This window comes from Pseudoalteromonas sp. CR1 (genome assembly GCF_019392235.1).
Taxonomy (GTDB): domain Bacteria; phylum Pseudomonadota; class Gammaproteobacteria; order Enterobacterales; family Alteromonadaceae; genus Pseudoalteromonas.
Genome location: NZ_JAHXRM010000007.1, coordinates 137,694 through 163,089, shown reverse-complemented (window position 1 = coordinate 163,089; position 25,396 = coordinate 137,694). Strand labels below are relative to the sequence as shown.

General features: G+C 39.1%; 26 protein-coding genes and 1 tRNA gene. 10 read left to right on the top strand and 17 right to left on the bottom strand.

What is annotated here, in order from left to right:
* Positions 1–69: 69 nt before the first annotated feature.
* The 7 genes from KZZ04_RS08750 to rlmE form a co-directional block, all read right to left on the bottom strand.
* A tRNA-Leu gene (locus KZZ04_RS08750) sits at positions 70–154 on the bottom strand.
* 66 nt (positions 155–220) lie between these two features.
* Positions 221–574, bottom strand: coding sequence for a preprotein translocase subunit SecG (secG, locus tag KZZ04_RS08745; protein ID WP_058552908.1), 354 nt, complete (start codon positions 572–574; stop codon positions 221–223).
* A 1-nt stretch (position 575) separates the two neighbouring features.
* Positions 576–1,325 (bottom strand): triose-phosphate isomerase, encoded by a 750-nt coding sequence (gene tpiA, locus KZZ04_RS08740; protein WP_219422450.1) that lies wholly within the window; start codon positions 1,323–1,325, stop codon positions 576–578.
* 71 nt (positions 1,326–1,396) lie between these two features.
* The gene (glmM, locus tag KZZ04_RS08735) at positions 1,397–2,746 is read right to left on the bottom strand and encodes a phosphoglucosamine mutase (protein WP_058404782.1); all 1,350 of its coding nucleotides are present in this window, start codon (positions 2,744–2,746) and stop codon (positions 1,397–1,399) included.
* Complete coding sequence (folP, locus tag KZZ04_RS08730; protein WP_219422448.1) at positions 2,743–3,591, bottom strand: dihydropteroate synthase; 849 nt, start codon at positions 3,589–3,591, stop codon at positions 2,743–2,745. Before folP ends, glmM begins: the two co-directional genes overlap by 4 nt.
* Positions 3,592–3,705: 114 nt before the next feature.
* Positions 3,706–5,649 (bottom strand): ATP-dependent zinc metalloprotease FtsH, encoded by a 1,944-nt coding sequence (ftsH, locus tag KZZ04_RS08725; RefSeq protein WP_138527421.1) that lies wholly within the window; start codon positions 5,647–5,649, stop codon positions 3,706–3,708.
* A 66-nt stretch (positions 5,650–5,715) separates the two neighbouring features.
* Positions 5,716–6,345 carry a 23S rRNA (uridine(2552)-2'-O)-methyltransferase RlmE gene (gene rlmE, locus KZZ04_RS08720; RefSeq protein ID WP_006793907.1) on the bottom strand — a complete coding sequence of 210 codons (630 nt, stop codon included), beginning with the start codon at positions 6,343–6,345 and terminating at the stop codon, positions 5,716–5,718.
* An 87-nt stretch (positions 6,346–6,432) separates the two neighbouring features.
* Between rlmE and yhbY the strand changes: the two genes are divergently transcribed.
* Complete coding sequence (gene yhbY / locus KZZ04_RS08715; protein WP_219422447.1) at positions 6,433–6,729, top strand: ribosome assembly RNA-binding protein YhbY; 297 nt, start codon at positions 6,433–6,435, stop codon at positions 6,727–6,729.
* A 58-nt stretch (positions 6,730–6,787) separates the two neighbouring features.
* Here yhbY and KZZ04_RS08710 read toward each other — a convergent pair whose 3' ends face one another.
* Positions 6,788–7,321 carry a histidine phosphatase family protein gene (locus KZZ04_RS08710; RefSeq protein WP_219422445.1) on the bottom strand — a complete coding sequence of 178 codons (534 nt, stop codon included), beginning with the start codon at positions 7,319–7,321 and terminating at the stop codon, positions 6,788–6,790.
* Positions 7,318–8,472, bottom strand: coding sequence for a serine hydrolase (locus tag KZZ04_RS08705; protein ID WP_219422444.1), 1,155 nt, complete (start codon positions 8,470–8,472; stop codon positions 7,318–7,320). The genes KZZ04_RS08710 and KZZ04_RS08705 overlap by 4 nt, the downstream gene beginning before the upstream one ends.
* Positions 8,473–8,584: 112 nt before the next feature.
* Between KZZ04_RS08705 and KZZ04_RS08700 the strand changes: the two genes are divergently transcribed.
* The 6 genes from KZZ04_RS08700 to KZZ04_RS08675 all read left to right on the top strand — a co-directional run bounded on the left by KZZ04_RS08700 (position 8,585) and on the right by KZZ04_RS08675 (position 14,305).
* The gene (locus KZZ04_RS08700) at positions 8,585–9,388 is read left to right on the top strand and encodes a hypothetical protein (protein WP_219422442.1); all 804 of its coding nucleotides are present in this window, start codon (positions 8,585–8,587) and stop codon (positions 9,386–9,388) included.
* 91 nt (positions 9,389–9,479) lie between these two features.
* Positions 9,480–10,337 carry a MipA/OmpV family protein gene (locus KZZ04_RS08695; protein WP_058404787.1) on the top strand — a complete coding sequence of 286 codons (858 nt, stop codon included), beginning with the start codon at positions 9,480–9,482 and terminating at the stop codon, positions 10,335–10,337.
* Complete coding sequence (locus KZZ04_RS08690) at positions 10,327–10,710, top strand: DUF3019 domain-containing protein (RefSeq protein WP_058404788.1); 384 nt, start codon at positions 10,327–10,329, stop codon at positions 10,708–10,710. Before KZZ04_RS08695 ends, KZZ04_RS08690 begins: the two co-directional genes overlap by 11 nt.
* A gap of 21 nt (positions 10,711–10,731) precedes the next feature.
* Entirely contained in the window at positions 10,732–11,436 is a 705-nt protein-coding gene (locus KZZ04_RS08685; RefSeq protein WP_058404789.1) for a response regulator transcription factor, read from the top strand.
* A gap of 19 nt (positions 11,437–11,455) precedes the next feature.
* The gene (locus KZZ04_RS08680; protein WP_138527424.1) at positions 11,456–12,739 is read left to right on the top strand and encodes an ATP-binding protein; all 1,284 of its coding nucleotides are present in this window, start codon (positions 11,456–11,458) and stop codon (positions 12,737–12,739) included.
* Positions 12,740–12,952: 213 nt separating this feature from the next.
* Entirely contained in the window at positions 12,953–14,305 is a 1,353-nt protein-coding gene (locus KZZ04_RS08675) for a sodium-dependent transporter (protein ID WP_219422440.1), read from the top strand.
* Between the two features lie 110 nt (positions 14,306–14,415).
* Here KZZ04_RS08675 and KZZ04_RS08670 read toward each other — a convergent pair whose 3' ends face one another.
* Positions 14,416–14,874, bottom strand: coding sequence for a GNAT family N-acetyltransferase (locus KZZ04_RS08670; RefSeq protein WP_138527426.1), 459 nt, complete (start codon positions 14,872–14,874; stop codon positions 14,416–14,418).
* A 103-nt stretch (positions 14,875–14,977) separates the two neighbouring features.
* Positions 14,978–15,721, bottom strand: a complete 744-nt coding sequence (locus tag KZZ04_RS08665) for a sporulation protein (RefSeq protein WP_138527427.1) — start codon at positions 15,719–15,721, stop codon at positions 14,978–14,980.
* Between the two features lie 267 nt (positions 15,722–15,988).
* Between KZZ04_RS08665 and KZZ04_RS08660 the strand changes: the two genes are divergently transcribed.
* Entirely contained in the window at positions 15,989–17,566 is a 1,578-nt protein-coding gene (locus tag KZZ04_RS08660) for a cation:proton antiporter family protein (protein WP_058404794.1), read from the top strand.
* Between the two features lie 327 nt (positions 17,567–17,893).
* Positions 17,894–18,109: a DUF3820 family protein gene (locus tag KZZ04_RS08655; protein WP_006793920.1), complete on the top strand. Its 216-nt coding sequence runs from the start codon at positions 17,894–17,896 to the stop codon at positions 18,107–18,109.
* A 104-nt stretch (positions 18,110–18,213) separates the two neighbouring features.
* Here the strand turns inward: KZZ04_RS08655 and KZZ04_RS08650 are convergent, their stop codons facing one another.
* The 6 genes from KZZ04_RS08650 to ilvY all read right to left on the bottom strand — a co-directional run bounded on the left by KZZ04_RS08650 (position 18,214) and on the right by ilvY (position 23,640).
* Positions 18,214–19,458 carry an ATP-binding protein gene (locus KZZ04_RS08650; protein ID WP_219422438.1) on the bottom strand — a complete coding sequence of 415 codons (1,245 nt, stop codon included), beginning with the start codon at positions 19,456–19,458 and terminating at the stop codon, positions 18,214–18,216.
* Positions 19,459–19,479: 21 nt separating this feature from the next.
* Positions 19,480–20,172: a response regulator gene (locus KZZ04_RS08645; RefSeq protein WP_058404796.1), complete on the bottom strand. Its 693-nt coding sequence runs from the start codon at positions 20,170–20,172 to the stop codon at positions 19,480–19,482.
* Between the two features lie 14 nt (positions 20,173–20,186).
* Complete coding sequence (locus KZZ04_RS08640; protein WP_058404811.1) at positions 20,187–20,555, bottom strand: DUF3019 domain-containing protein; 369 nt, start codon at positions 20,553–20,555, stop codon at positions 20,187–20,189.
* A gap of 13 nt (positions 20,556–20,568) precedes the next feature.
* Entirely contained in the window at positions 20,569–21,315 is a 747-nt protein-coding gene (locus KZZ04_RS08635; protein WP_257903591.1) for a MipA/OmpV family protein, read from the bottom strand.
* 260 nt (positions 21,316–21,575) lie between these two features.
* Positions 21,576–22,622 (bottom strand): GGDEF domain-containing protein, encoded by a 1,047-nt coding sequence (locus KZZ04_RS08630; protein ID WP_219422435.1) that lies wholly within the window; start codon positions 22,620–22,622, stop codon positions 21,576–21,578.
* A gap of 112 nt (positions 22,623–22,734) precedes the next feature.
* On the bottom strand, positions 22,735–23,640 hold the full coding sequence (ilvY, locus tag KZZ04_RS08625; protein WP_219422433.1) for an HTH-type transcriptional activator IlvY: 906 nt from the start codon (positions 23,638–23,640) through the stop codon (positions 22,735–22,737).
* Between the two features lie 134 nt (positions 23,641–23,774).
* Here ilvY and ilvC point away from each other — a divergent pair, with 134 nt between their 5' ends.
* Positions 23,775–25,247 (top strand): ketol-acid reductoisomerase, encoded by a 1,473-nt coding sequence (gene ilvC, locus KZZ04_RS08620; RefSeq protein WP_219422431.1) that lies wholly within the window; start codon positions 23,775–23,777, stop codon positions 25,245–25,247.
* The last annotated feature ends 149 nt before the right edge of the window (positions 25,248–25,396 follow it).

Below are 25,396 nucleotides of genomic sequence, written 5' to 3'. Positions count from 1 at the left end.
GCAAAAAACAATCAAAACAAATTTTAGATACAAAAAAACCAGTAACATTACTGCTACTGGTTTTAAATTTGGTGCGGATGGGGGGACTTGAACCCCCACGCCCGAAAGCACTACCCCCTCAAGGTAGCGTGTCTACCAATTCCACCACATCCGCATTTTAAATTTTTGTTCACTTTGTTTATTTGTTTGAGGTTAACAAATAGCTGAACATTAAACTGTATTAGTTTGGTACGTCTGAGTTACTTTCTTCGTTAGAAGTAACAGGAACATCTTCTTCAACAGGTACCACTGTTTCTACAGCAGGGGCTGCTTCTAAGTTTTCCCATTCATCAGTCTGTTTTATCTGACCGGCTGTTAAGTTACCTAGAACAATACTCAGCACAAAAAAGACTGTTGCTAAGCTTGTTGTTGTCTTTGTCATAAAGTTACCAGCACCTGAAGAACCAAATACAGTTCCAGAAGCGCCTGCACCAAACGAAGACCCCATATCAGCACCCTTACCTTGTTGGATTAAAACCATACCAACTAAAGCTAAAGCTACAACTAAATAAACTACTAATAAAATTTCGTACATCTTATACGGTCCCTTTTGCACTGTTACAGATAGCAACAAAAGATGCTGCTTTTAGACTGGCACCTCCAATAAGGCCACCGTCAATATCTGGTTGTGCAAATAATAATTCGCTATTTTTTTCGTTAACGCTTCCACCATATAAGATGGTAAGCCCTTGTGCTAAATCACTGTCTAAAGACGCAATTTTGTCACGGATAAATTTGTGAACAGCTTGTGCCTGTTCTGGCGATGCAGTCTTACCTGTGCCTATGGCCCAAACGGGCTCGTATGCTATCACAGAATCTTTCAGCGCTGCTACACCTAATTTTTTAATTACCGCATCTATTTGAGCAGCAACTACATGTTCTGTTTGTCCACTTTCTTGCTCTGTTTCACTCTCGCCAACACAAAGAACGGGTATTAAACCAGCTGATTGAGCTCTAGCAAATTTATCAGCAATAACATCGCTGCTCTCGTTATAAATACTACGACGCTCTGAATGGCCAACTAGCGCATAATTTACGCCAAGGTCTTTCAATAGTTGTGCATCAACTTCACCAGTAAAAGCGCCTGGCGTGTTTTCAGATACAGTTTGAGCACCTGTATTAACACCGCTTGCAATCATTGCTGAAACAAGTGGGAATGGAGGAAATAAAATAACATCTATTTCTGGTGATTTAATACTATTTATAGCATCCGACATATCTTTGACTAGCTCTATTGAACCATTCATTTTCCAATTGCCAGCGACCATTGCCTTACGTATTGCCATTTTCCACTCCACATTAGAAAGCGGGCGAGATATTAACTTTTCTCGCCCAAAGTTACAAGAGGTTATTGTTATCAATCAGGTTGTTTGCTCATAGATTCGACAATCTCTGCAATCTTACGTGCACTGTCTAATACTATTTTTTCTTGCTCTGCTTCAACCATAACACGAACGACAGGTTCAGTGCCTGATTTACGGAGTAAAACGCGGCCTTTATTGCCTAAGCTTTGTTCCACTTCTTCGACTGCCGCAAGCACTTTTGGCGCCATTGTAGGATCGGTACCCGGTGTATAACGCACGTTAATCATTTTCATTGGGTATTTTGTAAAACCGGCGCCTAAATCTTGAAGCGTTCTATTTTGTGCAACCATAGCAGCCAGCACTTGCAAGCTTGATATGATACCATCACCCGTTGAAATTAAGTCTAGATTAAGTACATGCCCTGAGCTCTCTCCACCAATTTTCCACCCTTTTTGCTGAAGTAATTCCATTACGTAACGATCGCCAACTTTGCTTCGAGCAAACTCAATACCTTTTGCTTTTAATGCATTTTCAAGCCCCATGTTTGACATCACAGTACCAACAACACCGCCACCCAATATATGATCGTTCGCTGCCTGACACGCAATAATATAAACTAAATCGTCGCCATCAAATACGCGGCCATTATGATCAACCATCATTACGCGATCGCCGTCACCATCATAAGCTATACCTACATCAGCTTTATGCTCAAGTACTTTACGTTTTAAGGTGTCTACATGAGTTGCACCACATTCGTGATTTATATTAACGCCATTTGGCTCACAAGCATGTGTAATTACGTCTGCACCAAGCTCTCGCATAACTGATGGTGCAATATGGTATGTTGCGCCGTTAGCGCAATCTATAACTACTTTTAACCCCTCTAAAGAGAGCCCTTGTGGAAATTGACTCTTACAAAACTCAATGTAACGGCCATCAGCACTAGCCAAACGTGTTGCTTTACCTAACTTATCTGAGGCCACACAGGTCATTTGCTCATCAAGCATGGCCTCTATTTCAAGCTCTACAGCGTCATCCAACTTTAAGCCTTGACCATTAAAAAATTTAATGCCGTTGTCGTAATAGGGGTTATGTGAAGCGCTTATTACAATGCCGGCTTCAGCCCTAAATGTTTGTGCTAAATATGCAACGGCTGGCGTTGGCATTGGGCCAAGCAGAACAACATCAATACCGGCGGCTATTAAACCCGCTTCAAGTGCAGTCTCAAGCATGTAACCTGAAATACGCGTGTCTTTACCAATAATAACTTTTTTGGTTCCACCTTTTGATAATACACGTCCTGCAGCCCAACCTAGCTTCATTGCAAACTCAGGGTTTATAGGTGCTGTACCCACTAAACCACGCACGCCATCTGTGCCAAAATACTTTCTTTGTTTCATTCTATTATTCCTTTTATGCACGCTTGGTAAACACCGAGTACATCTGCAGTTTCTTTTACGTCGTGAACACGAATTAATTTTGCGCCATTTTGTGCGGCAATAAGAGCGCCGGCTAAACTACCGGCCATTCGTTCACTCGTGTCTCTGTTTAACAGATTGCCAATCATCGACTTACGAGATAACCCCGCTAATAATGGCAAACCTAATTTATTGAAGTCATTAAACTTGGTTAAAATTTCGTAGTTATGGCTTAAGGTTTTTCCAAATCCAAAGCCAGGATCAAGAATAAGCTGTTGAGCTTTTATCCCCATTGTCTCACAGGCAATAATGCGACTTTTAAAAAACTCATTAATATCGCTCATTAAATCATTATACTGAGGAGACGTTTGCATACTTCGGGGCTGACCCTGCATGTGCATTAAGCAAATTGCGATGTTTTCAAATTGTGCAACAACATTCAGTGCGTCAGGCTCTTGTAATGCGCGAACATCATTTACCATATCTGCACCAGCTAAAATAGCTTGCCTCATCACCTCAGCTTTACTCGTATCGACAGAAATAACACAATCACTCTGAGCACGTATTGCCTTTATAATGGGAATTACTCGTTCAAGCTCATCATCAAGACTTACAGCCTGAGCACCCGGACGCGTTGACTCACCACCAATATCTATTATTTTTGCGCCATCACTTAATAGTTTTATTGCGCGCTGTACAGCGAGATTAGGGTCTATAAACTTCCCACCATCTGAAAATGAATCAGGGGTTACATTTAATATCCCCATAATCACAGGTTCAATTAAATTAAGCGTTCGATCATTTGGCAAATTAATAACGTTATTCATCGTGAGCCTTGTTTGCATTTCAGCATCCAAACACACTCTAACTATAAATTAGAGCGAAATTAAAACCGATACAAAAAAGCCCCGAAGTACGGGGCTTTGTTAGTATTTTAACGATTATTCAGCTTTGTCATCAACATTTGTTTCATCTTTTTTAGATGATTCTGTTGTTGATTGGCTTTCATCACTAACAGGTTCTTTTACAGAATCTGTTTTTGCTGCTTTTGGCTCATGACGGTCATGAGCATCGCGAGGCTCACGCACTGGCTGACGCGCCATTAAATCATCAATTTGCTTAGCATCAATCGTTTCGTATTTCATCAATGCATCTTTCATTGAATGAAGAATATCAATATTGTCTTTCAATATTTTTTCGGCACGCTCGTAGTTTCTATCTGAAAATAAACGAACTTCTGCATCAATTACTTTAGCTGTATCATCCGACATGCTAGATGCGCGACTACCGCCACCACCCATGTACATTTCATTTTGATCTTCAGCGTAAAGTAGTGGTCCTAGTTTTTCGCTTAGACCCCAATGTGTAACCATTTTACGTGCTATGTCTGTTGCACGCTCAATATCGTTACTCGCACCGGTAGTCACTTTATCGGCACCGTAAATAAGGGCTTCAGCAATTCGGCCACCATAGAGGCTAGAGATCATTGACTCTAAAAGCTCTTTAGAATGACTAACACGGTCTTGCTCAGGTAAATACATAGTTACACCTAGCGCACGGCCACGTGGAATGATAGATACCTTATAAACAGGGTCATGTTCTGGCACCATGCGTCCAACAATTGCATGGCCGGCTTCGTGATATGCCGTCATTTCTTTTTCTTGCTCGCTCATCACCATGGTCTTGCGCTCTGCGCCCATCATGATTTTGTCTTTAGCGGCATCAAATTCAGCCATGTTTACAACACGTTTGTTACCACGCGCAGCATAAAGTGCAGCTTCGTTAACTAAGTTAGCTAAATCAGCCCCCGAAAAACCGGGTGTGCCGCGCGCGATTACAGCCGCATCAACGTTATCACCTAGTGGTACTTTACGCATATGTACTTTAATAATTTGTTCACGACCGCGTATATCAGGTAAACCTACTTCTACTTGACGGTCAAAACGACCAGGACGAAGTAATGCAGGGTCTAGTACGTCTGGGCGGTTAGTCGCAGCAATAACAATGATGCCTTCATTACCACCAAAGCCATCCATTTCTACCAGCATTTGGTTTAATGTTTGCTCGCGTTCATCGTTACCGCCGCCCATACCTGCGCCACGTTTACGACCTACTGCATCAATTTCATCAATGAAGATAATACAAGGCGCTGCTTTTTTAGCTTGTTCAAACATGTCACGTACGCGCGATGCACCTACACCTACAAACATTTCTACAAAGTCAGAACCCGAAATTGTGAAAAATGGTACTTTTGCTTCACCCGCAACAGCTTTAGCAAGCAATGTTTTACCAGTACCTGGTGGGCCAACCATTAGTACACCTTTTGGAATACTACCGCCTAATTTTTGGAATTTAGACGGGTCACGCAAAAAATCGACCAATTCGGTAACGTCTTCTTTTGCTTCATCACAACCAGCCACATCAGCGAACGTAGTTTTAATTTGGTCTTCGCTCATTAAACGTGCTTTGCTCTTACCGAATGACATAGCGCCTTTGCCGCCACCGCCTTGCATTTGACGCATGAAGAAAATCCATACACCAATAAGCAGTATCATTGGGAACCAAGAAATAAATATGCTTGCTAAAAATGATTGTTCTTCAGGTTTTACACCTTTCACATTTACATCACTTTTAAGTAAGTCATTTAAAATGTCTTTGTCGTAAATTGGCATAATGGTTTGAAAACGCTCACCATTATTTTTAGTACCTGTGATTGTTCCACTGGTGCTCTCGATTGCCACTTCTTGTATTGAGCCATTTCGGGCATCTTTTACAAACTGACTGTAACTTGTTTGACGGTCGATTTGCTCGCCACCATTAAAGCTCTGGAAGACTGACATAAGCACAACTGCAATGACCAGCCATAGTATTAAATTTTTCGCCATATCGCTCAAGGGGTTAACCTCTTGTATCCAATTAATTTAAATTCAACTAAACGCCAAGCAACTGTACTACAGTTTGTATCCAGTCGCTACTATATATACTTCCCGAGAACGGGCACGTGAGGCATCAGGTTTGCGTATTTTCACTGCTTTAAAACTATTACGTACTTCCTGCAAGTATTGATCAAAGCCTTCTCCTTGGAAAACCTTAACAATAAATGCGCCATTTTTCTTTAAAACTTGATTACACATATCTAGCGCAAGCTCGACTAAGTACATGCTTCCAGCTTGGTCCACTGAGTTATTACCACTCATATTCGGTGCCATATCAGAGAGTACCACATCAACATTTTTTCCATCAATGCGTTTTAGTAAAGCATCTAACACGGCTTCTTCGCGAAAATCACCTTGTAAAAAATCTACACCAGCTAAAGAGTCCATAGGTAAAATATCACAAGCAACAACCTGCCCTTTGTCACCTACTTTTTCGGCTAAATACTGTGACCAACTACCTGGGGCTGCCCCTAAATCCACCACAGTCATACCAGGGCGAAGTAACTTATCTCTATTTTGTACTTCATCTAATTTAAAAACCGCTCTTGAACGCCAGCCTTTTTTTTGCGCTTCCTGAACATATTTGTCATCAAAATGTTCTTTCAACCATCGCTGTGAACTGGCTGACTGTTTTTTATTTGTCATAAATTACACGCAACTAATTAGTAATATTCTCTAGATGGCGTTAGAATACCCTTAATTCAAGCCATATTCAGCAAAATTTGTATAAACATGACATTATCAAATAAACAAAAGCAGTTTTTAAAAGGCGAGGCACATAGCCTCAAGCCTGTAGTTTTACTAGGTTCTAACGGTTTAACCGAAGGCGTAGTGATGGAAATTCAAAGTGCATTAGAAATTCACGAATTAATCAAAGTTAAAGTACCGACTGATGATCGTGAAACTAAAGCGCTTATTTTTGAAGCAATCGTTCGTGAAACAGGTGCAACAAAGCTTCAAACAATTGGCCACACAATTGTGCTTTACCGCCAAAGCCCTGACAAAAAAATTCAACTGCCGCGTAACTAATATACTTTTTGTATAATTTATCGCACTAAATAAAAAAACCAGCTAATAGCTGGTTTTTTTATAATTTATTTAAACCTGAATTTTCAAAAGTAAAATTCATTTCTAAGTCTTCAAGCAAATATTTTATTTCTGAACTGTGTTCTTTTTGGCTTAACAAAAAGTAGCGTGAAAACTGCATTTCATTCATGGGCGCTACTTCTTCATTTGAAAGCAACACGGCAAGGTCAGGCGTTGTATTACTATGACCAATCACAGCAACTACCCCTTCCAACAACACTATTTGGTTTTTTAAATCTACCAAATCTCTAGCATTGTAAATTTGTATTTGTGAATCAAAATGCGCAGCAAGAGGTGCTGCTGTTTGTAAGGTGCGTTTATAGTTACTACTAAATACATGAACCCTATCGTATTGTTTAAATAATGAAACTAAATGCTGAGCCCGCTTATTGCCTTGTTGTGTGAGCTCCGGGTCTTTTCCCGCTAATTTTTCACTATGGCGAAAAAGGTATACTTTTTCTGGAGCCGAAAATACATAGTGGCTTTTAAATAAAATTGCACATAATAAAATAAAAACACCCTGTTTTATTTTCATACCTTCTGCTCACGTTTATACTTTAATAACCGATTAATAAACTCGGTTGTTAATTCATTAATTAACCCAGTTTCAGCGTTTAACACCAAGCTAAAGCCAATATTTAAATGGGGGAATACCACTAAGTCGCTTCTGTATCCTTGCACCCAACCACTGTGGTAATACAAGGTTTCATTGTCGTACTTGTATACTCGCCAACCTAAACCGTAATAAGCTTCGTTAAGTTGTTTTTTCCATACCCTGCGGTACATTTCTTTTTTCGTGCGTGTGTATGGCCGAGTTTGTTTAGACAATGCATCAAGTGATAACACTTCAGGGTAGTGACCTAATTGCGCCTTTAACCAAATAGCCATATCGCTTGCACTGGCGTTAACCCCCGCAGCAGGCCCAACTTTGTAATAGTTTTTCTTAAGCTTTGCGGTGTACCACCGTTTTTTTCCACGTACGTGCGGTAGTGCATAATTGTTATCAGCTACCATGGCTTCAAAACCCAAGCTGGCATCAATCATTTTGAGTGGCTGAAAAATACCTTCATTTAACCATTGTGAATAATCTTTATTGGTACTTTTTAAAATAACATCATCAATTAAGCTAAACATGACATTCTGATAACCGTAACATATCCCAGGCTCGCAAATAGGCTTAACTGTCACCAGCTTTTGAACTATATCGGGATAGTCCATCTGCGATTCAATTAAGTTGTCGTACGCATTTGGCACCAAGCCGCTAGAGTGACTCAATAAGTGATAAACTTTTAAATCCTCTTCGTATACTGTGCCTTTAAAATCAGGTAGGTAATCACTGACGTAGTTATCTAATTTTATAAGCCCATCACTAGATAATTTTGCAGCTAGCGAACCTGCAAATGTTTTGGATACTGACGCCAATCTAAAACGAGTATGAACATTAACCTTTTGACCATTTCGGGCTTTAGTGCGCCCAACTCCATGGATGTAATCACTGTTGCCTAAATTAACTATGGAGAGTGCGGCACCAGGTATGCCCTTACTCGCGAGTTTTTTTTCTGCGTAACGGCCATATTTTTTTACAAAACTATCCCAATTTGGGTCTTGCTGCGCTGCAAAACTAACGGTTGCATACACATAACACACTGCAGCTAAGCAATACTTTAAAAGTGGTAAGCGCTTCATTTTTTAATACTTTGTCTTTTTAACTGCGTCTATATGCATAATATCATGAACTTTTCTTTGGACTAACGTACAATACAAAAATTATTGTACTTTTTGTGGGTGTTAAGTATTTATGCGTTTTTTAGTTGTATTACTTTTTGTTTTATTATCATCAGGTTGTGCCATTACCAAACAACCAGCAGAGCCTTTGGCTATGCCGCTAAAGCCAGCACTAAAAACTCAAACATATCAGCTTAAATACCAAACTGAGCATGCTTCACCAAAAGTAAAGTCGGTGCAATTGCCTGCGCACAAAGTTTTACAAAATCAAACGGTAAAAATAATTACCGATAAAGCAAGCGTAACCGATACACTGCTTTCACAAATAAGCCAAGCACTTAACGATAAACAACTTAAAGTTACGAGTAAAAATAACAGTGATTACACACTTACCATTCAAAAGCTCGACTTAACATTTAAAGAAAACACACAGTACTCACTTGTCACACCAGAAAAACAATTTCCTCTGTTTAACAGTATTGCAAATCAATACCCAACGCAGCAATGTGCATCTATATTTGCAGAGGTTAACATGCGTTTAACGCACAAAGCTTCTGGTGATGTAGTGTGGTTTGCCACGTCGTCTATAGACAGCGCCAGCTTTCACCGAGAGCCGCTAATTTATAGTTTAAGTGAAGAGCAAAGAATTACAAACGAGTTAGAAGTTGTTGCGTTTATCCACCAGCAAAACACCGAAGAAGCGCGTATGGCGAGAGTGGGTAAAGAAGTGAAAATCCCTGAATATCAAATGCTCTCTAAATTATCTAGCCTAAGCAAATTAAGTGGTCCGTGTAACCGCACAGAAGTGAGTGCGCTTACACCTATGATGCAATTTTACTTAAGCAGTATCCTAATAGATAAGATTAAAGTTCAGTAAAATTAACATTTACTACATTTTTTTACAGATTAAGGGTACACCTTAACAATATACTACACACTATAACATCAAATAATCAGGCTCAATGTGGATGAAACATACCTTACTTAACCATACTACTTTTTGTATTGTCTTGTTTATTTTGAGCCTTATATCGACCTCAACCCAAGCAAGTAATCGCTACTATGCAGATAACACCCTTGAGCCAACTCAAGGCTTTGCATGGGATTGGAGTGCAGGTGCAAGCTACTTTGTAGAAGATACTTACCTAATTGGCACCAATGCCTACGACACCGATTTAGAGCTCGATTTAAGCCTTGCTGTCTCCTACGATCGATTTTATCTCGACTTTGACCATAACCAACTCAGCGGTGGGCTTGTTATCGGTTACAGTATTATTGATAAGTATGATTGGGGCTTGGATATACTGGGCACAAATACGCAAGCTGGCTTTGACGAAAAAGGCCTTGGTTTTTATAACAATGGTGTTATAGCAGAACTTGATGGCATAAAGTCTCGTCGCTATGACTTTGGTGTAGGCCTCAGGCTTACACGCCGATTCGAAAATTCTCAAATTTCATTTGAATACCTTCATGATATTTCTGGCGCTCACAACAGCTGGGTTATTAATACCTTTTTTAGCCAAATTTTACCCTGGCGAAACTGGGAATTTAGATCCGGTGTTGGCGTAAGTGCATACTCAGCTGACTTTACAAATTATTATTTTGGCATTGACCAAGAAGAAGTAGCCGAAAACCGACCCTTTTATGATGCACATGCAAGTACCAGCTTAATATTTGAATTTCATGCAGAATACCCAATAAGCCAAGATTGGGTCTTTTTAGCAGGGTTTCTCTCTACCTGGTTCTCAGCTGAAATCGACGACAGCCCAATTATTTCTCAAGGGTATCAACATAAAGCCAAGGTAGGCCTCCGTTATGTTTTTTAGATGGCTCTGTTTACTAATAATTTTTCCTGCATCAACGTTTGCACAATCGGACGGCGGACAAGATAATTTAACCGCTGTTCCTGATACCTGTGTGGCTCTTCGTGAGGGGCGTGACTGTTACGCTGATGTAGTCATTACTTGGCGCCAACCAATTATTGGTAACTACTGCTTACGCGATGCTACATCTAAATACATTATGCAATGCTGGCTAAAACAGCAGCAAGGCACATTAAATTACGCGTTTGACTCTAAGCAAAGTATCGCTTTTGAATTATTTGATAGTAATACATCACAAATAATTGGCACTGCAGAAGTGAAACTTCAGTGGGTTTATCAAAACAGACAAAAAAAACGTCGCTGGCGATTATTTTAACCACTGTATTAAGGATAATTTATGGATAACTACGGCACTATTTTATTAGTAGAAGACGATATATCATTGGCTCAATGGGTAGCCGAATACCTCACTGAACAAGGCTACACTACGCATGTTTGTCACCGAGGCGATGAAGTTGTCAGTAAAGTAAAAACCTTAAACCCAAACATTGTATTGCTCGACATTATGTTACCAGGTCAAGATGGCATTAGTGTATGTAGAGAACTTCGTAGCTTTTACAATGCGCCAATCATTATGCTGACAGCTCGAAACGAGGAAATGGATGAAGTTATAGGTTTAGAGGTCGGTGCAAGCGATTATATAATGAAACCTGTGCGCCCTCGCGCTTTACTCGCTCGTATAAAAGCTGCACTTCGTCAAAGTAATGAACCCAATAAATCGGCAATAGTAGAAAGCACAATTTCGGTCGGTTCGCTTAATATTAATACCGAATCAAGAAACGTAAAATTCAACGATCAAGATGTAAATATTTCCAGTGCGGAATATTTACTCCTGCATTATTTGGCAAGTAATGCAGGGCAAGTTGTATCACGTGACGCTGTTTTTAAAGCAACTAAAGGACGAGAATACGACGGACTTGATAGAAGTGTTGATGTGCTTATCTCTGCACTTAGAAAAAAATTTAACGACGATCCACAAAACCCTGAAAAAATTAAAACAATTTGGGGCCGTGGTTACTTGCTTGTCTCTACCGCATGGTAACTTACAGCTGTATGTTTAAATGAAAAAGTTTTACATATCACTGCTTGGCAGCGCGCTTTTATCTATAGTGGTTTTAGGCTGGCTAATAGACGCCTTTAGCCAGCAAGCACATACCCCACAAGACGAGTTTAGTGTGCAAAGTAAAATGATGATGGGGTTTAGTAAGCAACTGGCAAATGTTCCCACTTCCGAGCGTGGCGCATATGTTAAACAGTTAGCTAAAGAATTTGAGCTATCAATAGATTACAAACCAAACGAATCGCTTGCCTTACCCCCTTCGTTATTGCTTCAAATGCATGCTGTTGGTGGGTTGATTTTAGAAGATCAGCAAGGCTTTTATATGCTGTATAGCAATCAAGCACTAAACCCCTTTCATATTTCTATGCGACTTAAAAAGAGCGCAGAAGCCGACAAACGAAACGATATATTCTTAACTTTGCTTTTTTATGCTGGGTTATGCATTTTAATGGGGTTCATTATTGCGCCACTAGCAAAGCGACTAAGCGTACTAAATGAGGCTGCTAAACAGTTTGCTTCGGGTAATACACAAGCCAGAATTAAAGCATCTCATTTTACTTATATAAGGGACGTAGAGTTAACGTTTAACCGAATGGCGAGTCAAATCGAAAAGCTTGTTGCTGAAAATAAACTAATGGCGTCAAGTTTATCGCATGATATACGCACTCCTATTGCCTGTCTTCGCTTTGGTTTAGATGCCGCCATAGATACCCATGATGAGAAAAAAATAAAAACCTATTTAGAGCGCATGGAAAACGATTTAGATCATATGGAATCTATGCTTAAAAGCTATTTAGCGTTTGCAACACTTGAACAAAACGCAAATAAACTGACGTACTCTTCAACAAATATCAAGCATTACCTAGAAGATATTTTAGTTCAGCTTGCGCCAAAGTTAGAATCACAAATGCTAAGTGTTGATCTTAATTGCTCAAGTGACATCATTGTGGCCGATCTTCATTGGCTAGCTCGTGCAATTACAAATCTGCTTACCAACGCTTGCGATTTTGCCGAGCAATATATTTATTTAAGCGCAAAGGTTCACGAGCACCAACTTATAATAACAGTTGAAGACGACGGCCCAGGAATTGCTCAAGAAAACTTTAGGAACGTATTTAGCCCCTTTTTTAGAGAAGAAGAACACAGAAACCGCGCAGATAAAAGCTATGGCCTTGGCTTAGCTATTGTTGAAAAAGTAGCAGATTGGCATAACGGCACTATTACTGTTAGCAAAAGTAAGCACTTAGGCGGTGCCTGCTTTACCCTTAATATTACCCAACAGTAAAAGTCGTAAAGTATAAATTACGCAGTGTAATTAACATTTTTAAAACAAAATCAAGCTATTAATTTTAATTAGCTAGTAACATTGACTAAAAACAGCGTATTAATCATGCCGCTGGAAAACTAAATTGTGTGGGATCAGCAAATAAGCACTTTTTATTTTTTTACATTTCCAGTAGATTGTCAGCGCCGTTAAAAAACAGAGAAGTATAATAATATGAGCGCAGTTAGAGGCGAGTTTAGTTCTCGCTTTGGATTTATTATGGCCGCCGCCGGTTCTGCCGTAGGTTTGGGCAATATATGGGGCTTTCCCACACAAACAGCCAGTAATGGCGGTGCCGCATTTTTGGTTGCCTATTTAGTGTTAGCTTTCTTTTTGGCTTATCCTGCGCTAATGGCCGAATTAATGATTGGTCGACACGGCCAAGCCAACGCCGTGGTTTCTTTAACTAAAGTGTCCAATAAACCTTGGCAAAAACACTTTGCATTTATTGTCGGCTTTGGGGGTATTTTATGTGCCGGCTTTATACTTAGTTTTTATGCTATTGTTGCCGGCTGGATGCTCAGTGCAACAGCCCAACCTATTGCTACCTTGGCTGGAGCAGACGCTGCATCTTTGTGGCTAAGCGAACAGTCACTCACTCGCAACATTATATTTACCCTTGTTTTTATTGTTTTAACGATAGCAATCATTAGCCGTGGTGTTGAAAACGGTATCGAAAAATGGTCAAAGCGCTTGATGCCGGCTTTATTGGGCATTTTATTTTTATTAATTGCTTATGTAATGACACAAGAGGGTGCAATGGAAGGGTTAAAAGCCTACTTGCTACCTGACTTTTCATCTATTTTTGACACCCAGTTAATTGTTAGCGCCTTAGGCCAAGCCTTTTTCTCATTATCACTTGGTACAAGCGTTATGATTATATACGGCTCGTATATTAGTAAAAAAGAAAACCTAGTGTCTCTAGGTGCATACGTAACATTAATTGATGTGTTTATCGCGTTTGTTGCTGGTTTACTTATTATTCCAGCTATGTATGTAGCTCAAGCTCAGGGCGTTGAGATATTTTCAGCCAGCGGCAAGTTACTCTCAGAAGATACTTTGGTATTTCAGGTACTTCCCGCTTTATTTGATGGCATGGGCAGTGTAGGTTTATTTGTTGGCTTTGCATTTTTTGCCCTGATGAGCATAGCAGCGCTAACGTCCTCTATTTCAATGCTAGAAGCCCCTGTATCTTATACCGTTGAACGCTTTGCGATGAAGCGAATTCAAGCTACATGGTTAATCGGCGTCTTAATAGCCGTCGTTAGTATTACGATTGTATGTAACCTAGGCACCTTATTTGGCTTGGTAATTACTTTAACAACAAAAGTTGCACAGCCTTTGCTTGGCTTAATGTGTTGTATTTTTGTAGGTTGGATTTGGTACAGAAACTCATTATTACAAGCTATTCAAGAAGGTAACCCAGAAGTACACAACAGCTTATTTTGGAAAGTATGGCCTTGGTACACCAAATTTGTTTGCCCTATTGTTATAGGCGCCGTGTTCGTGCATTCAATATTAAGCTAGCAACACACTATAAAAAAGCCCACTTTTTGGGCTTTTTTATAGTGACTCACAACATTACGTTTTGAGCTTTTCAATTGTTAGCAGCATATCCTGGTGAGGTATACCGTCTTTTACGTTTTGAGCTTTTCAATTGTTAGCAGCATATCCTGGTGAGGTATACCGTCTTCTAAGTAGGCCTCCCCTATACACTTAAAACCAAATGAACGATAAAAATCTAACAAGTAGGTTTGCGCACCTATCACTATATCGCGTTCGGGCCAGTGCAATGTACAACACGCTATTGCCTTTTCAACCAGCTTATTCGCAATCCCCTTACCTCGGTGCTGATCGTTAACTAAAACACGCCCAATTGCACTGTACTGGTCATTTTTCTCATAGCAACGGGCATAGCTCATTAACTGCATATTATCCAAGGTATAGATATGCTGAGTTGTTTTAAAAATATCAACATCGTCTAACTCAGGGTAAGGGCAATTTTGTTCTACAACAAATACGTCTACACGACCTCTCATAATTGCAAACAAAGTATGGGGGGTCAGATTTTCAAATGGCTCACAGTTAAAATGCATGGCAATCCTTAAACAAAAACCCAGCTAAAGCTGGGTTTGATATCGCTATAATACTAAAATGAACAATAAAAATTATATTCACCGCTTAACGCTATGCTAAGCGTTAAGCAAATAAACGCTCTAACTGATCACATAACTGAGACAGATTCACATGGTCATGCTCAATGGTTACATCAATATATCCATCGCCTCTAAATGCACGGTCAAGCTCAATTAAAACGTGAGTTTTATGTGCTTCTGGCACAAATGACAACTCGATTTCTTGAATCCCAAACAAGCTTCTGCTGTTAGGTTTATATTCAAGCTCTTGGTAACACCCAGAAACAGACGCAAATGTAGAGGCACGTAAAAAACCTTTTTCAACATCGGCTTTAGATAAACTAAAACCTAATTTATCCATTGCCTGCATGCACGTTTTAACGGCTTCATTTGGGTAAATATGAAGATGATCTTTGTCTGTTGGATCTAATGCTAAATCAATGTCCAGCCCAGTTTCTAACCAAACATGAGACTGATTGTAACCCGCATTAATTTCAGTGATCGGTGTTTCTGAATGCAGACGCGCTTCAAAAGGTATGCTTTTTACGTCACCTGGCTCCAACTTACCTAAATCTGTAATTCGCCATTGATCAATCACATGGTTGGTAAAATAATCACCGTCATCACCAGCTACTTTTACGCGGGTCATTAGCAATAAATCTAAGCCTGCAATTTCTTGGCTAACGTCACCTGCTGTAATAACAATATTAGCGTTAAAAAGCTGTCCTGGTTGTAGATGTTCAGTTTCTAAAATAGTATCCACTTTTGCTGCACCAATACCAACCGATGCTAAAATCTTTTTAAACATATAATTCTCCTTAAGCTGAGCCGCTCTTAAATATGCCCTAACTTAAATGTTTTCGTTATCTCATCTTAACCATAATTAAAAGCCGTTGTCAGTTTAAAAGTAGGATTTAAATGCTTTTAAAGGTTAAATATGCATAATTTGTGCGTTTATTATCCAAACAAAGTCCTAAAAGCGACTAAATAAACAAAGCTCAAGTGGTATATTTAATTTTCATTAATCGTTGTTTTTAGCTACACTGCAATACCAAATGATGTAATTTTAAGTATTATGGAACTAATTTACTTTGCTACCGCATTTGTGTGTGGTTTTGCCGTTTATCAATTAAAACTCCCCCCACTTATTGGCTTTTTGCTGGCTGGCTTTGCGCTAAACCTCGCAGGTTACAAAAGCACAGATCTACTTGATACAATTGCCGCATTGGGCGTTACTTTATTGCTGTTCAGTATTGGCTTAAAACTTAAAGTAAAAAGCTTAATAAAACCCCAAGTGTGGGCACCCGCTACCCTTCATATTATTTTTAGCAGCGCTATTTTTAGCGGTTTTATGTTGTTATTAGGTATTTTTGCTCTGCCTCTTTTTGTTGATTTAAGTTGGCAGAGTGCCTTATTGGTCGGCTTTGCTCTTAGCTTTTCAAGCACAGTATTTGCTGTAAAAGTACTTGAAGAGCGCGGTGAAATGGCAAGCCTACACGGTAAAATCGCTATTGGTATACTTGTAATGCAAGATATTTTTGCGGTTATATTTTTAGCAATTAGTACAGGTAAAGTACCCAACATTTGGGCATTAGCTATCATTATTGCCCTGCCTTTAATACGCCCTATTATGTATTTTATGCTTAACCGCTCTAAACATGGTGAACTACTTCCCTTGTTTGGCTTCTTTTTTGCGCTTGTTGCTGGTTATAACGCATTTGAATTTGCAGGTCTCAAAGGTGATTTGGGTGCGCTAATCATAGGCATGATGTTTGCGCCACATAAAAAAGCGGGCGAGTTATCAAAGTCATTACTCAACTTAAAAGATATTTTACTTGTTGGTTTTTTCTTAAGCATTGGTTTAAATGCTCAGCTAACCCTTGATTCGCTCTTTATTGCCATTGTGCTTATTTTTGTACTCCCTATTAAAGTGATTCTTTATTATGTATTTACCAATGCGTTTAAATTGCGTGCACGTACATCGCTACTTACCGCATTTACCTTATCTAACTACAGTGAATTTGGCTTGATTGTGTGCGCCGTTGCAGCTTCAACAGGTATTATTACACCTGAATGGCTAGCCGTTATGGCTATTGCGGTATCTATTACCTTTGTTATTGCCTCACCACTTAACAAACGCTCTAATGAGCTATATGTAAAAATAGAAAGCTGGTTAGTCAAGTTTGAAAGCAAAACACGCCTAGCCGAAGAATTACCAGTAAACCTTAATGATACAAAAATTGTTATTTTTGGCATGGGCCGTATTGGCACCGGTGCATATGAAACAATTAATATGACTCACCCAAATTTAGTAGCAGGTATTGATATTAAACCCGAAGTTGTCGATAAACATATAAGTAGAGGCCGTAAAGTACTGATTGCAGACGCTACCGACCCTGATTTTTGGCAACGTGTAAACCACTCTCACGTTGAAATGGTTATGTTAGCTATGCCGAAGCACATGCAAAATATTTTTGCATTAGAGCAGCTTCAAGCGTCAGGCTACACAGGGCAAGTTACTGCAATTGCAAACTACCCAGACCAACAAAAAGAACTTGAAAATATGGGAGTTCATTCAACCTATAACTTTTACTTAGAAGCAGGAAGTGGTTTTGCTGAACACGTAAAACAAGAATTGTTTGGTGAAAAGTAGTATTTAATGTGTATAAAGGCAAAAAAACAATTTTTTTTATTAGTAAATAAATAAAAAGCAATTGTATTTACATTCCTTTACAAGTGCATACACCACACCTGCAAAAAACAGGTAAACTGTCTTCGTTGGTTAAATATAACCCATGTTAAATACAATCTAGTTAGACTCCAGCTAACAAAAATTGTGTCGGGCGGTTACACCAACAAAAATTCTTAAATCAGAGGGCCTACTCCCTCACTCAATAGGCTGTTTCTTGCCCGTCACAGCCTATTTTATCTCTCTAAAATACCTTACACTCAAATCATTATTACACCACTAAGTAAACCTATGGATCCGGAACAATTAAAAATTGCCATAAACACTAAAATGCCATTTGGAAAATACTCAGGCCGCCCATTATTATTACTTCCAGAGCCCTACTTAGTCTGGTTTAAGCAGCAAGGCTTTCCAGATTCAAAACTTGGCAGCCAATTAGCTATGATGTATGAGGTCAAATTAAATGGCTTGGAGCAAATGTTAATGCCGCTGCTAGAAAAAAAATAAAATTATCCGAAACTATTTTATATATTCACGGTCTATTTAATTGCTACTTGTTGATTTTGGTTTTAACCACAAAAAAGCGCCTTTTGGCGCTTTTTTCATATCTTTTAGTTTTGCTCCAGGGGTAAGCTAATGATGAACTTTGCCCCACCTAAAGACGAGTACTCAATACGATAACTTCCCTGATGCCAAGCAATAATTTTAGCGACTATGGCTAACCCTAGGCCAAATCCACCTGTTTTTTTGTCTCTACTTTTATCGAGCCGTGTAAAAGGCTTAAATACGTTTTCTCGCTCTATTTCAGCAATGCCTCGGCCATCATCTTCAATTACAAACTGTATTTCGTTATGCTGCGTAATGAGTGATATTTTAACCTGGCTGCTGGCGTATTTAATTGCATTACCAATTAAGTTTTGAAAAGCACGCGCCATAAAATGCGGGTCACATTGGTAAATTAAGCTACTTGGCAATACTTCATACAAATTAATTTTCTTGTCAAAATTAAGCTTTTCAACGCTTACTCTTACTAACTCAACCAAATCACTAGGGAGAGGCTGCAAGCTAGGTTGCTGAGAGTCTAGTTTTGCGTAATCGAGCATTTCTGAAACTAGGCTTTCAAGTTCACTAATGTCGCTGTTCATTTTTGCAATGTAGACTTCACTTTTTTCATCTAACAAACGCTCTTTGAGTATTGCCGTTGCAAACTTTAGGCGAGCTAAGGGGGTTCTAAATTCATGAGAAACCGACGAAGTCAGCTCTTGTTGAGCGGTTAATAAAAAGCCAATGCGTTGCTGCATTAAATTGAGTGTTTCAGTAATTGGTAAAAAAAATGATTTAGAGGAGTCAGAAAGTTGAAAGTCTTGAGCACCTTCAACCGCTTCGCATGCATTGCGTAATTTCGAAAAGTCACGCCAAAGTAAAAAGCTCCATAAGCCTACGGGAATACCCACAATAGTTAGCAATAATAAGTATGGCCATACCGAAGTCGATACAGGGGTATCTAGCCCTATAGGCCCTACTTGCAAAAGCTCACTGTCATTAAGCGTTATGTAACAAATAATACGCTGCTGTTTATCATATAAATATAAGTAGTGATGACTATTTAACTGAACCTGCTGTTCTTGAGGTAGCACTAAATCAGCACGACTAATAACAAGGCTTTTGTAGTGTTCCTTTAATTTTGCTAATCCGTCAGGTGTTTGCGAAAGCAGCCAAAGCGACTGCCCAAACTCGTCATCGAGAAAGACGTGCTGCTGCGATTCATCATATGGCCATAATTGTTCTATAACGCCGCTAACAACGAACAATGAAACCACAATATAAATATATAAACTTGCAAACAGCTTTCCCATTAATGCCTATTAACCTTGTGTTTAAAGATCCCACGCATCAGAAACAAATAAGTAGCCTTGCCCCCATACTGTTTTTATTCTAAATGGTTTGTCGCTGTTGTCACCTAGCTTTTTGCGAATACGCGACACACGAACGTCTACGGTGCGGTCAAGCCCATCATATTGGCGACCGATCATATGTTGGTGCACATGCTCTCTACTAAGCACTTGACCTGCATTTGAGGCTAATAACCAAAGTAATTCAAACTCATGCGACGTTAGCACTATTTCTTTGTCAGAAAGTTGCACTATACGGCTAGTCTTATCAATAATTAAATCACCAAACTGTAACTCTTCACTCGCTTTTGTCACTGTTTGACCACGGCGTAGTAGTGCATTGACTCTTGCGAGTAAAACACGAGGTTCAGCGGGTTTAATAACATAATCATCTGCGCCCAGTTCTAAACCCAATACTTGGTCAAAATCTTCGCTTTTAGCTGTTAACATTAAAATTGGTAGAGAAAACTTATCGCGCACTTGACGACACACGCTAAATCCATCTTTTCCCGGTAACATAACATCTAGTATCATTAAATCGACGTGATTATTTTCTAAATAACTAAATACTTCATCACCACGTTCTAAAGCTGCGACTTCTAATCCATTATGTTCAAGGTAATCTTTTGTGAGTTGTTGTAAACCAAGATCATCTTCAACAAGTAGAATTTTTGGCATTGATTGCTCCTAAATTAAAAAAAGCTCCATGGTGAACGAAGCCGACGCCTACTTTTTTTTACATGAGTACTTTGTACTTCAACCTGTGTTTTAGCTAATAACACACCAGATTTTGAATTAATTAAGGAGTATATGGTTTCGACCTGAACACGCGCTTTATAATTAAACTCTCCTGCGCGCTGTTGTTGCCAACAATGTATCTTTTTACTCTGTTCATATATACACACATCACCTACCACATCGCCCTGCCATTCAAACGTTAAATCAAGATCGCAAAAGTCCTGAACGTGAGAAATAACACATACTTTAGGTGACACAGTAAAAGACGCAGCATGCACACGGCTATAAGGCATAAGCAGTGGTGCTAAAAATAAAATGACCATTAAATATTTCATATTAAAAAGTGCGTTCTAATCCTAAAAATGCAGTCATTGAATAATCACGCTCTAAAAGTGGGCTGTCATCTATAGCTGAATAGTCATAATAAGCTAAATGAAAACGAACAGAATAGTCATCGCTTAAGGGGAATTTGGCATCAATTTTTGCATAGGGTTGCCAACTGCTACCAACCTCTACCTCGCCCAATAAAGTTTCGCCGTCTTTAAGGCCATAGTAATAGGTATTTAGTTCCGCAGATTTATAATTTAAACCAAACGATGGCTTAATATTTATAGGCCCTAGTTGAGTATGGTATTGCCACTGAAATGCACCGCGAACACCGTTATACACATTTGTTACATCATGCAGTACCTGTACAGAAAATACATGGTGATCATTCACGTAATGATATGCAAGTCCTGCATCTAAGGCTACATGACGTTTATGCAGGTCATTTAAATTAATATTTTTTACTGAAGAGGCCTCTGCTGCCTGCAAATAAAACGGGCTATCTGAACTACTACCCTGCAGCGTAAACACATTATTAGGATGCCAATCTATAAAAAAGCGAGACTCAGTATTGAGCTCGCTAATAATGTTTAAATGGTGCTTAGAAGTTTGCAAAAAAGAATAGCCTAAGCGGCCATTGTCAAAAAACCACTCTTCAGCATAAAACGCTATTTGAGGAATAACGACTAAAGGAACATTGTCGCCACCACGCAAAGGATTAGTGATAACACCCACACCAGCGTTAATACTAAACATTAGCTGGTGAGATTGAACATGCTGCTCTGAGTATTCTTGTTCCGCGTACGTATTTTGCTTGGCATTTAACGTAAAACAAGTGAACAATAAATTTAAACTAAGAATGGTGAGTAGAAAAAAATTAAACCGCATCAGCGTAAATCAGAGCACAAGGTTATTTATTTACGCATGGTAACAAGGTTACCTAAAACTATCTGCAGCTAATTACAATCATTCACACTTTTTATACACAAAGTAAAAGTCTAACCCCCTTGTAATGATTATATATCAGGGGCTATTTCAACTCGGTTGCGTCCATGTGTTTTAGCAATATAAAGCGCTCTATCGGCACGCTCAACCAACACAGAGCTTTTTGTAAATGGGCGTAACATAGCTAATCCAAAGCTGGCCGATATAGCACGCTTGTTATTTACATCTTGTTTTTTACGGATAGCCAGTTTCGCAATTTCTAGTCGAATACACTCTGCAAAAGCAACTAAGTCATTTATGGTGTCAAAATAGGCGGTAATACAAAACTCTTCTCCGCCGTAGCGATAAACTTTCGCTTTTTCAGTTAAATTTTCTTTTACTTTTTTTGCCACTAGCTTAATGACTTCATCGCCTTTTTGGTGGCCAAAATCGTCGTTAAATCGCTTAAAGTGATCAATATCAAACATAATAAGTGCAGCAAGTGAACTTTCAGTTGTTTGCTCTGAATATTCACGACAAAAATCAGATATATCAGAGTCAAATTTACCTCTGTTATAAAAACCGGTTAATGGATCTGTGTCGGCAGCTTCTTTAGAAAGGTTAAGCGCTTCTTTTAAATCTTTAATTTCGTTATATGCAACCGATAGCTTTGTTTGAAACTCGCGGGCTGAGTCTTGCATAGCAATAGACTCATCGGTCAAGCGCTCTACACAACCAAGAATATCGTTAAAAGAGTTAGTATCTATCAGGCTGTTAATTTCGTTTTGTGAGTCAATAAGTGAAGTGCTAAAGCTTTTAGAGTGACCCAGTGTAATACTTATATCTTGCTGAATGTTTTCAACCGTATTATGAAACTTATCCGACATTTCTTGAAAAAGAGCTAAATCTTCATCACTTAAATGCTTATCGAATATTTCTTTTGCTTTACTTTGAGTACATGTTTGGTGCTCTGAAATAACTTGATCTAATTCAATGTTTAAAGACGGTTTATTACCCTGAAAATAGCAATACCAAATAGCATAATTAATAGGTGTTACCGGCATACGGTACTTCACCATCATAGGTACTGCTTTTTTTAAATACTGAGCGGAATGAGAAAGTGATACAGCATTATTCATAAAGAACTCTCAAGCGTCATTTTTATTATTAGCATTCAATGTTAAGTAATAGTAAACCTTTACGCAAGCCATAATAATACTATTTTATGAACTTATTTAACGGTAGATAAATCTAAATCGCTTTTGCGTCTAAAGTTTGTGCAATATTCCATAAAGCACTAATAGCGGGGTCGTTGAGCTCTTTTCTTAAAACCGCCAAGCCAATATCAAAGCCTTCTGGGGCCTGAATTTTTGGTGTAAGTATCTGTACTTTATCTATAAGAGGGCTGTTATCTAATACTATTTTAGGAACCATTGCGACCCCAAATCCCAGACTAACCATAGACACCATTGCCTCATGCCCCGCCACTTGTGCATAAATTTTCCCGTGAATATTGTTTTTTCGCCACCACATCTCTAAGCGTTGGCGAGAAAACCCCTGCTCAGGCACAATAAACTCCAGATCTGAGTAATCAGGCTCCTCACTACAGGATGTTAACTTTTCGGTGATCGTACACTGAACCTTTGGCCCAATAAGCACCAAGGGTGAATGGCCTATATCTACAAAAGCAATTTGGGCGGGTAATTTAGCGGGTTTAGCTGCTATCGCCATAGATTCATGACCATCTAATACACGATTTATAGCAAGCGCAGGGTCGCCCGTATTTAAGGTAATTTCTATATACTGATGCTGCGCTCTGAGTTGCTCCAAAATTTGATGCAAAAAGCTATAAGATGCCGTAACAGAACAATAAATACTGACTTTTCCATAAATATGCTGCTGTGGCTCTTTCACATTAGCTTTGAAGCGTTGCCAATTAGCAAGAGTGGCAGTGGCGTAATCAATAAAAGACTCTCCCTCTTTTGTTAACTTAACACTACGGTTATCCCGCATAAATAGCGCAACACCCACCTCTTCTTCTAGGTGCTTAATATTACGACTTAATGTAGGCGCACTCACATGACAAAGCTCACTTGCCCTAGCAAAGTGCAATGTTTTAGCCAGAGCTAAAAAATATTTTAAATGCTTATGCTCCATAGCAACACCAGTATTTCATATTTTGAAATACTTTAATTCAAATATATCATTTTACGCAAGTGACATTTTTAAATATGGTGTTTACAAGCGCAAAATACAGCGCATCTAACAAACATATTTATAGGACACTAACAATGGCGAATTACTTTAATACTTTACCTTTACGCGAACAATTAGCGCAATTAGCGCAATGTGAATTTATGGACGCAAGCGAATTTACAGACGGTGTTAACGCACTTAAAGGTAAAAAACTAGTTATTGTAGGCTGTGGCGCACAAGGCTTAAACCAAGGCCTTAACTTGCGTGATTCAGGTTTAGATGTGTCTTACACGTTACGTGATTCAGCTATTGCTGAACGCCGCCAATCATTTTTAAATGCATCTGAAAACGGCTTTACTGTAGGTACTTACCAAGAGCTAATTCCAACAGCTGACGTAGTACTAAATTTAACGCCAGATAAACAACACACAGCAGTTGTTAACGCCATCATGCCGTTAATGAAGCAAGGCTCTACACTTGCTTACTCACATGGCTTTAATATTGTTGAAGAAGGCATGCAAGTTCGCGAAGATATTACAGTCATCATGGTTGCACCTAAATGCCCGGGTTCTGAAGTACGTGAAGAATACAAACGTGGTTTTGGTGTACCAACACTTATTGCCGTTCACCCAGAAAACGACCCACAAGGTCATGGCCTAGCTCAAGCCAAAGCCTACGCTGCTGGGACCGGTGGTGACCGCGCAGGCGTGCTTAAATCGTCATTCATTGCTGAGGTTAAATCTGACCTTATGGGTGAACAAACTATTTTATGTGGCATGTTACAAACGGGTTCTATTTTATGTTTTGATAAAATGATTGAAAAGGGTATCGATGCAGGTTACGCATCTAAACTAATTCAATTTGGTTGGGAAGTGATCACAGAAGCCCTTAAATACGGCGGTGTTACAAACATGCTTGACCGTTTATCTAACCCAGCAAAAGTAAAAGCATTTGAACTTAGTGAAGAACTAAAAGTAATTATGCGCCCACTATACAATAAGCATCAAGACGACATTATCGATGGTACATTTTCACGTGTAATGATGGAAGATTGGGCAAACGATGATGCTAACCTTCTAAAATGGCGCGCAGAAACAGCTGAAACTAATTTTGAAAAAACACCCGCTGGTGATGTAGAAATCTCAGAACAAGAATTCTTCGACAACGGTATTTTGATGGTTGCGATGGTTAAAGCAGGTGTTGAACTTGCGTTTGAAACTATGACAGCGGCAGGCATTATTGAAGAGTCAGCATATTACGAGTCACTTCACGAAACACCGCTAATTGCGAATACCATTGCGCGTAAAAAGTTATTTGAAATGAATCGTACTATTTCAGATACCGCTGAATATGGATGCTACCTATACAATCATGCGTGTTTACCATTACTTGCCGACTTTATGAAAAACATCGACACCGATGTAATTGGTAAAGGCCTAAGTGAGCAAAGTAACCAAGTAGACAATAAAGCGTTAATTGAAATTAATACAGCGCTTCGTGAGCACCCGGTTGAAAAAGTAGGTGCTAAATTACGTGGCTATATGTCAGCTATGAAAAAAATTGTTTAACGTTACCCTTTAAGTTTCGCTTGTTAGAAACCAAGCTCACATGCTTTGCGTGTGGGCTTTTTTATGGCCTATAGCTTAGTAACAAAAAGCTCTAATTTATGTCCGATAGCATTATTTAACTCTAAATAAATTGTGTGCTAACATCGTAT

Bases quoted from the DNA above. Each gene is read 5' to 3' on its own strand.
- secG (WP_058552908.1), bottom strand. From the start codon at position 574: ATGTACGAAATTTTATTAGTAGTTTATTTAGTTGTAGCTTTAGCTTTA.
- tpiA (WP_219422450.1), bottom strand. From the start codon at position 1,325: ATGGCAATACGTAAGGCAATGGTCGCTGGCAATTGGAAAATGAATGGT.
- glmM (WP_058404782.1), bottom strand. From the start codon at position 2,746: ATGAAACAAAGAAAGTATTTTGGCACAGATGGCGTGCGTGGTTTAGTG.
- folP (WP_219422448.1), bottom strand. From the start codon at position 3,591: ATGAATAACGTTATTAATTTGCCAAATGATCGAACGCTTAATTTAATT.
- ftsH (WP_138527421.1), bottom strand. From the start codon at position 5,649: ATGGCGAAAAATTTAATACTATGGCTGGTCATTGCAGTTGTGCTTATG.
- rlmE (WP_006793907.1), bottom strand. From the start codon at position 6,345: ATGACAAATAAAAAACAGTCAGCCAGTTCACAGCGATGGTTGAAAGAA.
- yhbY (WP_219422447.1), top strand. From the start codon at position 6,433: ATGACATTATCAAATAAACAAAAGCAGTTTTTAAAAGGCGAGGCACAT.
- KZZ04_RS08710 (WP_219422445.1), bottom strand. From the start codon at position 7,321: ATGAAAATAAAACAGGGTGTTTTTATTTTATTATGTGCAATTTTATTT.
- KZZ04_RS08705 (WP_219422444.1), bottom strand. From the start codon at position 8,472: ATGAAGCGCTTACCACTTTTAAAGTATTGCTTAGCTGCAGTGTGTTAT.
- KZZ04_RS08700 (WP_219422442.1), top strand. From the start codon at position 8,585: ATGCGTTTTTTAGTTGTATTACTTTTTGTTTTATTATCATCAGGTTGT.
- KZZ04_RS08695 (WP_058404787.1), top strand. From the start codon at position 9,480: ATGAAACATACCTTACTTAACCATACTACTTTTTGTATTGTCTTGTTT.
- KZZ04_RS08690 (WP_058404788.1), top strand. From the start codon at position 10,327: ATGTTTTTTAGATGGCTCTGTTTACTAATAATTTTTCCTGCATCAACG.
- KZZ04_RS08685 (WP_058404789.1), top strand. From the start codon at position 10,732: ATGGATAACTACGGCACTATTTTATTAGTAGAAGACGATATATCATTG.
- KZZ04_RS08680 (WP_138527424.1), top strand. From the start codon at position 11,456: ATGAAAAAGTTTTACATATCACTGCTTGGCAGCGCGCTTTTATCTATA.
- KZZ04_RS08675 (WP_219422440.1), top strand. From the start codon at position 12,953: ATGAGCGCAGTTAGAGGCGAGTTTAGTTCTCGCTTTGGATTTATTATG.
- KZZ04_RS08670 (WP_138527426.1), bottom strand. From the start codon at position 14,874: ATGCATTTTAACTGTGAGCCATTTGAAAATCTGACCCCCCATACTTTG.
- KZZ04_RS08665 (WP_138527427.1), bottom strand. From the start codon at position 15,721: ATGTTTAAAAAGATTTTAGCATCGGTTGGTATTGGTGCAGCAAAAGTG.
- KZZ04_RS08660 (WP_058404794.1), top strand. From the start codon at position 15,989: ATGGAACTAATTTACTTTGCTACCGCATTTGTGTGTGGTTTTGCCGTT.
- KZZ04_RS08655 (WP_006793920.1), top strand. From the start codon at position 17,894: ATGGATCCGGAACAATTAAAAATTGCCATAAACACTAAAATGCCATTT.
- KZZ04_RS08650 (WP_219422438.1), bottom strand. From the start codon at position 19,458: ATGGGAAAGCTGTTTGCAAGTTTATATATTTATATTGTGGTTTCATTG.
- KZZ04_RS08645 (WP_058404796.1), bottom strand. From the start codon at position 20,172: ATGCCAAAAATTCTACTTGTTGAAGATGATCTTGGTTTACAACAACTC.
- KZZ04_RS08640 (WP_058404811.1), bottom strand. From the start codon at position 20,555: ATGGTCATTTTATTTTTAGCACCACTGCTTATGCCTTATAGCCGTGTG.
- KZZ04_RS08635 (WP_257903591.1), bottom strand. From the start codon at position 21,315: ATGTTTAGTATTAACGCTGGTGTGGGTGTTATCACTAATCCTTTGCGT.
- KZZ04_RS08630 (WP_219422435.1), bottom strand. From the start codon at position 22,622: ATGAATAATGCTGTATCACTTTCTCATTCCGCTCAGTATTTAAAAAAA.
- ilvY (WP_219422433.1), bottom strand. From the start codon at position 23,640: ATGGAGCATAAGCATTTAAAATATTTTTTAGCTCTGGCTAAAACATTG.
- ilvC (WP_219422431.1), top strand. From the start codon at position 23,775: ATGGCGAATTACTTTAATACTTTACCTTTACGCGAACAATTAGCGCAA.